The organism is Corynebacterium pseudokroppenstedtii, assembly GCF_019754945.1.
GTDB lineage: Bacteria > Actinomycetota > Actinomycetes > Mycobacteriales > Mycobacteriaceae > Corynebacterium > Corynebacterium pseudokroppenstedtii.
Map to the genome: position 1 here is coordinate 243,108 of NZ_JAEUWU010000001.1, position 12,864 is coordinate 255,971.

The 12,864-nt window shown below is 56.5% G+C and carries 11 protein-coding genes and 2 tRNA genes; 8 read left to right on the forward strand and 5 right to left on the reverse strand.

What is annotated here, in order from left to right:
* Nucleotides 1-3: 3 nt before the first annotated feature.
* A complete protein-coding gene (locus JMN36_RS01030; RefSeq protein ID WP_221923685.1) occupies nucleotides 4-1,398 on the reverse strand; it encodes an MFS transporter in 1,395 nt (464 codons plus the stop codon).
* 119 nt (nucleotides 1,399-1,517) lie between these two features.
* Between JMN36_RS01030 and JMN36_RS01035 the strand changes: the two genes are divergently transcribed.
* The 3 genes from JMN36_RS01035 to JMN36_RS01045 all read left to right on the forward strand — a co-directional run bounded on the left by JMN36_RS01035 (nucleotide 1,518) and on the right by JMN36_RS01045 (nucleotide 5,099).
* Complete coding sequence (locus tag JMN36_RS01035) at nucleotides 1,518-3,431, forward strand: DUF294 nucleotidyltransferase-like domain-containing protein (protein WP_204087150.1); 1,914 nt, start codon at nucleotides 1,518-1,520, stop codon at nucleotides 3,429-3,431.
* The gene (locus tag JMN36_RS01040; protein ID WP_221923686.1) at nucleotides 3,428-4,198 is read left to right on the forward strand and encodes an exonuclease domain-containing protein; all 771 of its coding nucleotides are present in this window, start codon (nucleotides 3,428-3,430) and stop codon (nucleotides 4,196-4,198) included. Before JMN36_RS01035 ends, JMN36_RS01040 begins: the two co-directional genes overlap by 4 nt.
* A gap of 103 nt (nucleotides 4,199-4,301) precedes the next feature.
* Nucleotides 4,302-5,099, forward strand: a complete 798-nt coding sequence (locus JMN36_RS01045) for a fumarylacetoacetate hydrolase family protein (RefSeq protein ID WP_204581525.1) — start codon at nucleotides 4,302-4,304, stop codon at nucleotides 5,097-5,099.
* Between the two features lie 68 nt (nucleotides 5,100-5,167).
* On the opposite strand, the gene JMN36_RS01050 is transcribed toward JMN36_RS01045, so the two are convergent.
* The gene (locus JMN36_RS01050) at nucleotides 5,168-6,316 is read right to left on the reverse strand and encodes an isochorismate synthase (RefSeq protein WP_221923687.1); all 1,149 of its coding nucleotides are present in this window, start codon (nucleotides 6,314-6,316) and stop codon (nucleotides 5,168-5,170) included.
* Between the two features lie 170 nt (nucleotides 6,317-6,486).
* On the opposite strand from JMN36_RS01050, the gene gltX reads away from it, so the two are divergent.
* The 4 genes from gltX (at nucleotide 6,487) to JMN36_RS01070 (ending at nucleotide 8,767) form a co-directional block, all read left to right on the forward strand.
* Nucleotides 6,487-7,977 carry a glutamate--tRNA ligase gene (gene gltX, locus JMN36_RS01055; protein WP_204087146.1) on the forward strand — a complete coding sequence of 497 codons (1,491 nt, stop codon included), beginning with the start codon at nucleotides 6,487-6,489 and terminating at the stop codon, nucleotides 7,975-7,977.
* A 167-nt stretch (nucleotides 7,978-8,144) separates the two neighbouring features.
* Nucleotides 8,145-8,216: transfer RNA gene (locus JMN36_RS01060), tRNA-Gln, on the forward strand.
* Between the two features lie 23 nt (nucleotides 8,217-8,239).
* Nucleotides 8,240-8,312, forward strand: a tRNA-Glu gene (locus tag JMN36_RS01065).
* A gap of 242 nt (nucleotides 8,313-8,554) precedes the next feature.
* Complete coding sequence (locus tag JMN36_RS01070) at nucleotides 8,555-8,767, forward strand: hypothetical protein (protein ID WP_221923688.1); 213 nt, start codon at nucleotides 8,555-8,557, stop codon at nucleotides 8,765-8,767.
* A gap of 591 nt (nucleotides 8,768-9,358) precedes the next feature.
* Here JMN36_RS01070 and JMN36_RS01075 read toward each other — a convergent pair.
* On the reverse strand, nucleotides 9,359-9,673 hold the full coding sequence (locus JMN36_RS01075; RefSeq protein ID WP_204087144.1) for a YbjQ family protein: 315 nt from the start codon (nucleotides 9,671-9,673) through the stop codon (nucleotides 9,359-9,361).
* An 854-nt stretch (nucleotides 9,674-10,527) separates the two neighbouring features.
* On the opposite strand from JMN36_RS01075, the gene JMN36_RS01080 reads away from it, so the two are divergent.
* Nucleotides 10,528-10,713: a hypothetical protein gene (locus tag JMN36_RS01080; RefSeq protein WP_204087143.1), complete on the forward strand. Its 186-nt coding sequence runs from the start codon at nucleotides 10,528-10,530 to the stop codon at nucleotides 10,711-10,713.
* 127 nt (nucleotides 10,714-10,840) lie between these two features.
* Here JMN36_RS01080 and JMN36_RS01085 read toward each other — a convergent pair whose 3' ends face one another.
* Both JMN36_RS01085 and JMN36_RS10630 read right to left on the reverse strand, forming a co-directional pair.
* Nucleotides 10,841-12,115, reverse strand: a complete 1,275-nt coding sequence (locus tag JMN36_RS01085; protein ID WP_221923689.1) for an aminopeptidase P family protein — start codon at nucleotides 12,113-12,115, stop codon at nucleotides 10,841-10,843.
* 6 nt (nucleotides 12,116-12,121) lie between these two features.
* Nucleotides 12,122-12,862, reverse strand: coding sequence for an MFS transporter (locus tag JMN36_RS10630; RefSeq protein ID WP_479684156.1), 741 nt, complete (start codon nucleotides 12,860-12,862; stop codon nucleotides 12,122-12,124).
* Nucleotides 12,863-12,864 lie beyond the last annotated feature (2 nt).

The following is a 12,864-nucleotide window of genomic DNA, read 5'->3' on the forward strand; positions in this document are numbered from 1 at the left end:
CGATCACAGATGATCTTCATTATCAGCGTTGCGCCCCGTTGTGCGCACTCCGAAAACTCCGATGTCGATCATCATGATCACCATGGCGACGGCGACGACAGTGAACACTGTTCCGGGGCCGGCACTATGCAGAATGGGCAGCAAGATGAAGGGCATGACGCCCGCCGAAATCTTCGATAGCGAGTAGGCGAAACCAGCAGCCGTGCCCCTAATGCGCGTCGGGAAGTTTTCCGCCAGATAGGTGTGGTACACACCGGAGAACATGTTGCTTGACGCTGTAAACAATCCGCCGGCGATCATGACAATGGCGGGCGTGGGGGAGAAGCCGAAGACGAGACCGAAGACACCCATCATGATGGCGGTGGCAACAATGAGGTGTTTGCGCTCAAACCGGTCAACCAGCGGTACCATCAGTAACGAACCGACCGGATAACCGATGTAGGTCACCGCGGTGTACGCAATGGAATCCACAATATCGAACCCTTTCGCCGCCAGAGCGAGGGTCGCGATCGTGCCAAAACCGTAGTACCCGAACACCTGCAGAACACTCATGATGGAGACAACGAGCGTCCGCTTCCTCACCGCGGGGGCGAACACTTCCGAGAACTGCACATTCTTCTGGTGGACAGGGCGCACGCGGGTGTCCGGTTCCGCGAGGGTGTGGCCCTCTTTTCGTGCTTCATCCTCAAAACGACGCGCGATCTTTTCGGCTTCATCTGTGCGGCCATGAGCCTCAAGCCACACCGGCGATTCGGGGAGGAAGCTGCGGATAGCCCACACAATTAATCCACCCACACCGCCGATGATGAACATCCAGCGCCAACCGTCGAACCCCAAAGGCTCTAGGGGAACGAGCCACCGGGCGAGGAACCCTGATAAAGGCACCCCGAAGAAGCTCACCGTGTAGGCCCACACAATGTAGCGGCCGCGCACCTTGGACGGGAGGATATCGGCAAGGTACGAGTCTGCCAGCGCGTATTCCCCGCCGATGCCGATTCCCGCGACGAACCGCGCGAGGATCAGAACAGAGGCATGCGGCGCCAGGCCACACACAATCGAGGCAAGCGAGTAGACCAACAAGTTAATGATGAAGGTGTGCTGCCGCCCGATGCGGTCCGCCAACCGGCCCATCCAGAGCGCGCCCACAAATTGGCCCAAGAATGCCGACGCCAGAACAAGCGACAGCTGAGTCCCGCCCAGGTCGAAGTGCTTTTTCAGCACCGTCGACATGATAGGGGCCAGGAAGTTCTCATATTGATCGAAGAAGACTCCCAATCCGATCACAATGGTGATCAATTTGTGTGACCGAAGGACGGGGAGCCGGTCCATCCGCGCAGCAATGGAGGGAGTTTCTTCTGAGGCTAGGGAACCAGAAGATAAAGGTCGGGAGCGAGACATAGTCCCCTAACATAGACCGCTTAGTCTGGAAGTGGAAATAGAGTAAGCGAAAGTACTGGAAGCGAAATACCCGTGGAACACATGTAAAAAACGTCGAGCAAATTCGATACGGTAGGGGCATGACGGTTGAAATCTCAGAGATCACCGATTTCTTAGCGCACACCCCGCCCTTTGACAGCATTACCGACGACCACCGCGCACGGGTCGCACGGAACGCAACCATGCTCTACGTCAAAGCGGGCGAAAAAGCCGATGCCACGTCTGATACGTCACACAGCCACTCGGGTGGCACGTCAGCTGGCGACGCCATGACCGGCATCCGCATCGTCCGATCCGGGGCCATCAACTGCTTCGGTGAACGGGATCAACTGGTTGACCGCTTCGGCCCCGGCGAAATTTATCCGCGCCGGGTATCGGATAAACCGACGCAGCACTATTCCTACTGGGCGCACGAAGATAGCCTGCTGATCGAAATTCCCGTCGAGGTTATTGAAAGCCTCGAGAACTACCCCGAAGTCACCACATTCTTCGGGACAGTGACGACGAGGCGTCGCAGTTCAGCCAACGAATTGCGGGAGACGTCGGGCACAGGGGGAGTTGCCGATATCGATGCGCTCCGCGGAACCGTCGGCGAGGTTGCCGTGAAACCGGTCATCGTCTCGCCCGCCACTACGATCCGCGACACCGCCACCAAAATGAGCGAGCGGAATTTATCCAGCGCCATCGTCGTGAAGCCAGCCAACGAGGGGCAACGCCCGAGCCGGATCGTCGGAATTGTGACTGATGCAACGCTGCGGTCGGAGGTGCTAGCAAAGGGGGCGGATCCGTCGGGTCCCGTGGAGCGCATCATGTCGCCCAAACCCATGGTGACTTATTCGAGCATGCCGCTGTTCGAGGGCATGCTGCAGTTAACGGAAGCCCGTGTGAACCACCTTCCCGTGATCGACGATGACGATGTCGTTGGAGTCTTGACGACGGGCGCCGTCATGCGGCAGCTCCAGGGCGATCCGATTTTTGCCGCCGCGCAATTCCGCGAGGCACGAACGGACCAGCTCTCTGAGTGCTTTGACGCGGTGATCGACGTCGCGGTGCGTTTCATCGACCGCGGCGCCACCCCACATGAGGCCACGAGGCTCTTGACCCTGGGCACCGACGAAATGATGAAGCGTGTCATCGAATTAGTGCAGGAGGAAATCGGGCCCGCTCCGGTACCGTTCTGCCTTGTTGTGATGGGATCGCTGGGCCGCTCCGAAATGGTGCTCTCTAGCGACCAGGATCACGCCATCATTTTGTCTGATGAGTACGACCCCGATAAGCACGGGTTTTACTTCAAACAGTTGGGTGAAAAGTTCAGCAGCCTGGTGGCCCAAGCCGGGTTACCCGTGTGCCCGGGCGACATGATGGCGTCCAATAGCAAGTGGCGCCTGACCGCGAGTGCCTGGGAAAAAGAGTTCAGTACATGGACTGATGACCTCGGTCCGAAGGCATTAATGAAGGCACAAACCTTCTTCGACATGCGCCCGGTAGTCGGAGATAGTGAACTCTGCGACGATGTCCGGTCCGCCGCCCTCATGACCGCGCGCCGGGATCGACGTTTCCTTAACGCACTGGTGAAGATCGCGCGCCATCGCGAACCTCCGCTAGGTTTCTTCCGCGGATTCGTCCTGGATCGCTCCGGCAATTACGCCAACACTCTTGATATCAAGAGGGGAGGGCTGACGGCTGTTGTTCAGCTCGCGCGGTTGTACGCGATTCAGGCGTGGGTGGATGAGGTCGGCACGCGTGATCGGTTGCGGGCTGCGGCGCGGGCTGGGGTCATTAGCCACCGTCGGGTTGAGGACCTCGTTGATGCGTTCGATATTTTCCAGCTCATTTTGTTGGCTAGCCAGGCTTCGCAGTGGCGGGATGGGAAGGAAACGAACGCTCGTATTGATCCCGATTCCTTGGCCCACTTGGAGCGGGAATCCCTCCGCGATGCGTTCCGGTTGGTCCGCTCCGAGCTCAAGTCGGCTGAATCGAGCACAGGTCTATGAGGTTTTTTCGACGACGACCACGCGTGTCGTGGGAGGACTATGCCGACCGTTCCCGCGAGGTGTGCGAACAGTTACGCGAGAGCGACGACCCGCGGGATCGCTCCCGATGCGCGTTAGCGGAGGCGCTCCACCATTTCTATACGACGCCTGCGCCTGAGCTGTACACACCGCTGACAGAATTACCGCTGTTAGCTGTGGATGTAGAAACCACTGGTCTGGATGCTGACCGTGATCGTCTGCTGTCAGTGGGGATGGTCGCCATTAACGGGCGTGCTATTCCTTTGGCGACGGCGGACCACTGGCTCGTGCGCTATCACGAGGGCGACGTTTCAGTGGGGCAGTCGGCGACGATCCACGGGATCACCGATTCCCAGTTGGAGAATGGCCGCTCTTTGCTGGACATTCTGACGGACGTTGTCAACGCGGCCGCCGGGCGTGCTTTGTTGGCCCATTTAGCGCTCATTGAGCACGACTTTATTTCTACGGCCTGTGAGCGTGCGGTCGGTGTGCCGTGGAGCCCTCTTCGCGTCGTCGACACGATGGATTTGGAGCGACGCTCTGCGGTGTCATTTGGGCGCCGGCCGGGCCGTGGCGAGGTCCGGTTGATGAACGCGCGCTATTCGCGTGGGTTGCCGAGCTATCACAACCACAATGCGCTGGTAGACGCTTTGGCGTGCGCGGAACTGTATTTGGCGCAGACGTCGGCCGATCACTTCGGTTCGGAGCTGGAGAGCGTCATTCGGAAGAAGGGAACGACGCGGTGGTGATGCAGCAGGACGTCTGCCGTGCACCTACACTGCGCCGGCAGCATCTTCGCTGTTTTAGGATGTTTTCCTTATCAGCTGTGAGGGGTTATGTAGGCTGGTTCGCATGCGAATAGCTCGAATCGCCACTGTTGAAGGTATGACATTTTGTTCCGTGGAGGGTGAGGGAGACGACATCGTCTGCCGCCAAATTGATGGCCACCCGTTCGGGGAACCGACATTAACGGGGAAGGAATGGCCCCTCGCAGACGTCCGGCTTTTGGCCCCGATCTTGGCGCCGAAGGTCGTTGCGGTAGGCCGTAACTACGCCGACCACGTGGCTGAAGTCTTCAAAAAGGGTGCCGAGCATCTGCCGCCCACGATTTTCTTGAAGCCTCCGACAGCGATTACCGGGCCGGGGTCGCCGATTAGGATCCCGGACTTCGCGACGAACGTTGAATTCGAGGGTGAACTCGCCATCGTCATTGGTCGTCCCGTGAAGAACGTTGCCGCGGAAAATTGGCGCGACGCTGTGCTCGGCTACACCATCGTGAACGATGTTTCGTCCCGTGACCTGCAGTTTTCGGATGGTCAGTGGGCGCGAGCTAAGGGACTTGATACGTTCTGTCCGATGGGCCCGTGGATTGAAACCAATCTCGATGCTCTCGATTTGGAGGGGCTGCCTATCCGTGCTCACCTGACTCACGACGGAACCACCACGGTGAAGCAGGATTCCAATTCGAATCAGATGATTAAGTCGGTTCCGGAGATTATTGAGTGGGTCTCCCAGGCGTTCACTCTTCTCCCCGGCGATGTGATTTCTACTGGTTCTCCTGCGGGGACGGCACAAATGGTTCCTGGTGACGAGATTGAGATTGAGATACCTGGTTTGGGTTCGCTGAAGAATCCGGTTGCGAAGGCTTAGGTAGCTTAGAAAGTCATTGCCTTCCCGGGGCCTCAATCTTTCCGGTCGCAGGTTTTCCGGCTGCGACCCTAATTGTGGCGGATTTCCGAGGCTCCCATTGCGAGAAGCATTGTTTTCATTTTCCCGCATGTTTCCTCAACTTCCTCAGCGGAGTTGGATTGTTCGACGATTCCGCCACCGGCCCAGGCTCGCGCGTGCTGGAGGTCTTTCTCCAGCTCAGCGCACCGAATGCTGACCATGAACTCTCCGTCGCCGTTGGCGTGACACCATCCGACAGCCCCACCGTAAAATCGGCGGTCTCCTTCGGCGGTGCGGATAATTTCCATGGCGGCGTCGGTGGGAACGCCAGCAAGGGCGGGAGTGGGGTAGAGGGCCTCGGCAAGCTGGAGAGCGCTGGGCCCGTCGTCGTTAATAGTCGCGCGGATCGGCGTCGCTAAGTGCCACATTTCGGCGGTCTGCATGAGCTCCGGCGAACTCGGAATATCAACTGTGTGGCAGAGCTGGCTGAACACACGTCGGTAATGATCGACAACATAGTGGTGCTCATCCAGGTTCTTCGTGCTGTGAAGCAACTGCTGGCCACGCTGTCCGTCTTCCTGAGGGTCGTTGCTCCGCGGTAGCGAGCCAGCCAGGGGATACGCCGACACAACAGGGCCCTGGCGCCGGATCAGCATTTCGGGCGAGGAACCAACAAGCCAATGGCCCGCGTATTCGGACCCGGCCGGGGAGAGGTCCGCAAGAAAACCGTCCAGGTTCGGAGCGTGGTCGATCAACCGCGTGGCCAGCAGCCGGGGGTCAATGGGGTCATCGAAGAACAGATCAACATTGCGGGCAATAACGACCTTATCGACGCTGGTCCGCGAGATCGTTCGCGTGACGGCATTGATAATCTCCGCGTGCTCGTCGAGGCTGGGGTTCTCAGCGACGATGTGCGCGTGGGCGCCTTTGCCCCTGTAGAAGGCGGGCGGCTCCAGCGGACCAGTGTATCGCCACACCGATCGGGGGCTCGTGAGCGCAACCGGGCGTGACGGATCGAAGGGCAGCGCACCGACGATATAGGAGGCCTTTCCGTTGTCTAAGGCGCTTTGAGCGTCGCTAAGAGTGGTGAAAGTGGCATCCGAACCTTGCGTGCGCAATGAGCCGTCAACACGTGAAAGGAGGAAGTCAGGGGCGTTTCGGGGTCGGGGTGCGGAGCTATTGTCGGATGCTGAAGCCACGCTGAAACAGTACGTTCGTTCGCCCGAGGTGGCAAGCTTTTCCGGCGGATTCGTCGTCGATAATGAAGGTCGGTCGTGATCGCGCGGTGCTCGGTCGGCGCCGCTGCATTGATCGTGTGCGACAAGGGCGGGGGTGGTGAGAAATCCCGTGTCCACTACGCTTGATGGGCATGAGTGACGTTGTTGTCCGATTTAGTCCATCGCCGACGGGTACTCCCCATGTGGGAATGGTGCGTACTGCTTTGTTTAACTGGGCGTATGCCCGGCATACCGGCGGAAAGATGATCTTTCGTATTGAAGATACCGATGCTAAACGCGATTCTGAGGAATCCTATGCTGCGATTATTGATTCACTTCGATGGTTGGGCATTGACTGGGATGAAGGAATCGGTGAGGTCGGCGGGCCGAATGGTCCTTACCGACAGTCTCAGCGGTTAGATATTTATGCCGATGTTTTAAATAAACTCATTGAGGCCGGCTTTGTTTATCCCGCTTATTCGACGGCGGATGAAGTGAGAGCGCGCCACAAGGCGGCGGGCCGTGATCCTCAATTGGGTTATGACAATTACGATCGCAATTTAACTGATGAACAAATTGCGGAATATGAAAAAGAGGGCCGCAAACCGGTATGGCGTTTCCGCATGCCGGAGCAGGTGTGGGAATGGGATGACCTGGTCCGTGGCCATGTGACATTCCAGCCTGAAACTCAGCCGGACTATGTTGTTGCCCGGTCTGATGGATCTCCTCTGTATCCGCTGGTCAACCCGGTTGACGACGCCATGATGGGTGTCACTCACGTGCTGCGCGGTGAGGATATTTTGGCATCGACGCCTCGCCAGTTGGCTTTGTACGAGGCTCTGAAGAAGTTGGGGATTGCGAAGCAGACTCCGCAGTTTGCCCACTTGCCGTTCGTGATGGGGCAGGGCAATAAGAAGCTGTCGAAGCGGGACCCGGAGTCGAATCTCTTTAACCATCGGGATGCGGGCATCATTCCTGAAGGAATGGTGAACTATCTGTCTCTCTTGGGATGGTCTTTGTCCGCCGATCAGGATATTTTCGGCCGGGATGAATTAGTCAAGAACTTTGACGTTGCCGATGTGTTGGGCAATCCCGCGCGGTTTGATGAGAAAAAGCTGATCGCTATCAACGCTGAGCATATCCGTATGCTCGACAAAGATGATTTTGCTCAGCGTTTGCGGGCGTACTTGGAAGAGTACAAGGGTTTCCCCGCGGATTATCCGGACGATAAATTCGCTGTCGCTGCGGAACTCGTCCAAACGCGCATCAAGACGTTGGGAGATGCGTGGGATCTCCTGAAGTTCCTTGTGGTGTCGGATGAGGACTTCGAGATCGACGAGAAGTCTGGCAGGAAGAACCTCAAAGAGGACGCTGTGCAGGCTCTTGATGTGGCAATGGAGGAGTTGGATGCCATCGATGAATCCTCCTTTGCAACGGAGCGCATCGAAGCTGCCCTGCATGGTGCGTTGATCGACAGGCTTGGTCTGAAGCCTCGGAAGGCGTTTGGTGCGATTCGGGTGGCGACGTCGGGCGCTGCGGTATCGCCGCCGTTGTTCGAGTCCCTGGAGCTGCTGGGGAAGGAGACGACGATGAAGCGCCTGAAGGATGCGCGGGCCGTCACTCCATGGTCAGCCCAACAGTGATTTCTGCTGTAGTGAGTATTGCAGCTGCTGGCACTTGTTGGCTCTGAGCGGGTGCTGTGTTGCGTTGGGAATAGCGTTGACCTGAGGATTTGCCCCACATGAGGCCCTATGGTTATATTATTCCCCGTTGCACAGCGCAGCCGGGCCTGGCGGTGCTTTGTGCTTATTGGCCTATGGTGTAATTGGCAACACAGCGGTTTCTGGTACCGCCATTCTAGGTTCGAGTCCTGGTAGGCCAGCAGGAAGCTTTTTGGCTTCTTACGCCCTGTTCGTCTAGCGGCCTAGGACACCGCCCTCTCACGGCGGCGGCACGGGTTCAAATCCCGTACAGGGTACAACTCCCCCTCACCTGTTACCGCAGGTCAGGGGGAGTTTGCATATGTGAAGTCGGACGTTTCGGGGGTTATACGGGATAAGTAGCAAAAGGCGGTGCGGACTCGCACAGAGGCGGGACGCCCCCGCCTGTACCATAATCCCGAGGCGTTTCCTGATGATCGAACAAAACGATGCTCCGCCAAGAAAATGTATCTATTCCCCGATACTGTATATGGCACACTACAGCTAAACGGAGACAGCCATGAGCATCACAATCAACCGGAGAACCACTGAGGAGCTCCACAAGCGGCGCAAAGCGATATACAACAGCTTTAAATATGCCGGCATCATGCGGGAAGGTGCCCCGCTGAAACAACAAGATCTCCGAGACCTTGCCGTCATGAGGATACTACCCGACCCCGAACGACGCCTCTACGACGAACTCGTAAGGATCGAGAGTCTACTCAGCTTATGAACATCGGCGAGCTCTAGGAGGCCCCCGAAGGTTTCTTCAACCCGAAAGTTTTTAAAAACTTACTTAGCCCTTGAGCGTGAATTGCTCCCCACTAGTCGGTGTCTGATTTCGCAGCCCAACTAACGGGGAGCAGTTCATTCGTGCCTCGGGGTTCTTCTTGGCTGTAGAAGACGATCTTGGCATCGAGTCTGTCCAGGGGTTTAGCAGGTGATTGATGATTGTGCGCATTCAACCCGGTTTCTTTGAGGCGTCGGAATTGCCCGGAGAATGGGCGGGCTTTGAGGTGTTGGTTCTGGCGAGATTAGTAGGCCCGCTGTGGCCGAACTCGTCGGAATAACCGATGTGCGGGATCCTTGGATACACGAAAGCTCGTGCGGTGTACGCACGAGCCTCGGAAGTGGAGGACCACAGTGCGTCCGAGAGAGAAGTTAGTGTGGTTGGTGGGGTCTGTCAAAAGTTTTCTGTATGTCAAAATTATCGGGGCTGCAGGAGCGTTCCCTGATCCTGCGAAAACTCCACCGTGCGCTCTTGCAGGCCTACACCTAGTTCCGTGGCACGCCGTGCGCTATCCAGATTGTTTAGCTGGGCCGTCTACTGAAATGTCACGGCGGTGCCGGACGCAGTGACCATGATCATGTTCTGGCCGACGGCCTCGTAGTCGATGTCCACTCCGACGACGCCCTCTGCGCCGAGTTCGACCGCGCGGTCGACCATCTCTGCGAGTGCGTCTTCGCGTGCCTTGCGGATCTCGCCCTCGTAGCTGTTGGAGCGACCGCCGACGAGGTTGCGGAACCCTGCGCTGATGTCCTTGAACGCGTTAATGCCCGCGACGGTCTCACCTGCCACGATGCGCAGGTACTGACCGATCTGCTTCCCCTCGATGGTATTTGTGGTGGTCACGATCATATACTCGGCTTCTTCTCTCTAGCAGTTAGTCATTTTTAGGGTGGTGACGGTACCAGGCACCAGCCACTCCACGATGCCCCGATGCTACCGGGGCTCAGTAGGTTGTGATGGTGTGGCTCCTTGAGAAGATGTGACGGAGTCGGGGCTGCTGGGGCACCAAAGAAGTGTTGTGAACAGTTCAATTGACGCAGCAGGGACACCGAATTTCATATTCCCGGCTATCAGGAAGTGTTATGAATGCTAAAGGGAACCCCATGAAGATTCTTCTAAGCTGGAGATTTCTAGTGGTAGTACTGCTGGTAGTGATCTCGATGGTTATATCGATAGCTGACGTCCGGGACTCTGATCACTGAGCCAGAATCTTATCTTCTTTGGCGTGGCTTGTAGCTTGCTCCATGTTTTTGGGTTCCGGCTTAAATCACCGCATTAAGTTATTGGTCTTTTCACTATCTTCAATGCTTCTGATCTGCATATGGGTACTCTGTTTCATATCCATCGCGCATTCTGGTGGGCATAATTACGACCCGGCAATATCCATACTGAACATCGCACTAATAGCAACTTTTATAGTTCAGTCAGTTGTATCGTTCTTTGTGAAAGATGTGACTTAAAAGGATTTTTCAACTCTCGCATAGAATACAAAGCGTTGTAACCTGCGAGCGCCACGAAGAATATATTTTCTGCATCCTGCAATGGTCGGGTGTGTAATTCGAGCTGAAGTTCGTGACCGGATTCCCTGGTAGTGCTCTAGGCTACTGGGCATTTTACCGTGTATGCCCTGTTGATCGACTAGGCTCGACACCACAAAAACTCACCAGGGGGGAGACTAGTTAAAAGGGGGGGAGGCGATCGCAATGCCCTCACCACTTTTTAAGCCTCAGACCGTTGAAGAACTGCGAGCAGAACGAGACAAAGTGGAAAAACAAATGCCTTGTTCTGTTGACATTCTTCGTAGGCTCCGTGGCGCCTCGGCTATCGAATATGACGAAGACCGTTTACTTCGCCGGTATGAACAATTGACCTGGGCTATCGGCGATTAAACCTGCACGCGTCGATGATCTCACGTACGAAGAAGAAGCTTTACTCGATAATTACGAAATGGTGGACTTGGTTATCGGCGACAACGGCTAGCCGACCCTACACCCACCACAATCACCCGCGGAATAATTACTTAGCAGCAATCACGTTCTTTTCAGGACCGGCCGGGAAACCGGTGATATCACGGGCACCGTCGTCGGTAATCACGAGAATGTCGTGCTCACGGTATCCGCCGGCACCCGGCTTACCATCAGGAACGGTAATCATGGGTTCCATGGACACCACCATGTTCGGCTCTAGGACAGTATCGATATCTTCGCGGAGCTCCAGCCCGGCTTCCCGTCCGTAGTAGTGCGATAACACGCCGAACGAATGCCCGTAGCCGAAGGTTCGCAGCCCCAGCATCCCGTGCTTGGCGTAAATAAGGTTCAACTCCTTGGCGATATCCCCACACACCGCACCTGGTCGGATCAGCTCCAGACCCCGGTAGTACACCTCCATATTGACGTCCCAATAGCGCCGGGTAGCGTCGTCAATGTCCCCATAAAATAGCGTTCTTTCTAGGGCTGTGTAGTACCCGCTGATCATCGGGAAACAGTTCAAACTCAAAATGTCGCCCGGCTGAACCATTCGGGTCGTCGGCCAGTTGTGGGCACCGTCGGTATTAATGCCGGATTGGAACCACACCCACGTGTCGCGGATCTCGCTGCCGGGATAGCGATGAGCGATCTCTTTCACCATGGCCTCGGTGCCAATGAGCGCCAGCTCGTATTCCGTCTTAGGCCCGGCCTCGAGAGCCTCGCGGATGGCGAAGCCCCCAATATCCGCCACGTTGGCACCGTCGGTAATAACGGTGATTTCTTCCTCGGACTTGATCATGCGCAATCTCATTGTCGACGGAGCAATGTCGACGAATTCAACTTCAGGCCCAATGGTCGTCGTAATGGCGCTATAAAGATGAACGGAAAGGCCGTCGAACTCCAAGCCAACTCGTCGTGATGTTACCCAATCGCGAATAGCGGTATTGATCGCGTGGGGATAGTTGTTGCGGCCCCAATCGGTGTAAATCAAGTTATCGCCCGTCGAACGTCGCCAGGGCATACCTGCATCGATACCGGCACTGATGGTGCAGCAGTCGTCGGCGGTCACCACGACGGCGTAGAAACGTCCGAAATGGGTGTAAAGGAAATCCGAATAATACTTGATGTTGTGTTGGGAGGTCAGCACCACGGCATCAAGATCTTGCTCGACCATGACGCCACGCAAAGCATCAAGGCGACGCTGCATTTCCTCCTCACTGAAGGTCAAAGGCTGCTTCTCACCGTTGTAAAAAGTGCGCAGACGCTCGTTAAGAAAATCCGTGGAATCAATAGTGGGGACGACCCCGGTGGGCAAAGATGGCATGGAAACCTATCCTCTCTTTAATTCGTGTTTACTAGTTTCGCGTGCTGCGAGTACCGCAAAGAATGTGACGACGGCGGCCGCCATGAGGTAAAAGCCGGGCGCGAGATCTGATCCGGTCCAGCCGATTAGCAGCGTGGCAACCATCGCTGCGCTTCCACCGAAAACCGCATTGGCGGCGTTGAAGGTCAGGGCGAAACCGCTCAGCCGAACCTTGGTGCTGAATTGCTCGGAAAGGAACGACGGCAGAACACCGTCGTTGAGAGCGAGGGCCATTCCCATGCACAACTGGATCACAATGACGAGGAACAATCCCGCCCCGTCGAGGAGCATGAATGCCGGAACAATGGTGAGGACAAAGGCAATGGACGCGGTGAGCATAATCCTCTTGCGGCCTACTCGGTCGGATAGCCAGCCGGTGAAGAGAACGCTGAAGATGTAGGCAAACAGGGTGATGGACGTGGCAATGAAGGAATCCGTGTGATTCTGCCCCAATTCCTCGCTGAGGTACGTCGGTAAGTACGACAGGATGACATAAAACCCAATGGCATTCAGCAAGGATGCTGCAAGAGCGATACCGAGAGCCTTGGGTTCTTTCCACACCATGGCCAGGGGAGATTTTTGGGCTTCATCAGTGCCGACGGCAACTTCCTCCGATTCCTGTGCGCACTGGAATTCATTGGTCTCATCCATGTGACGACGGATCCACAGCCCGATGATCCCGAGAGGAGCGGCGAGGAGGAAAGGGATCC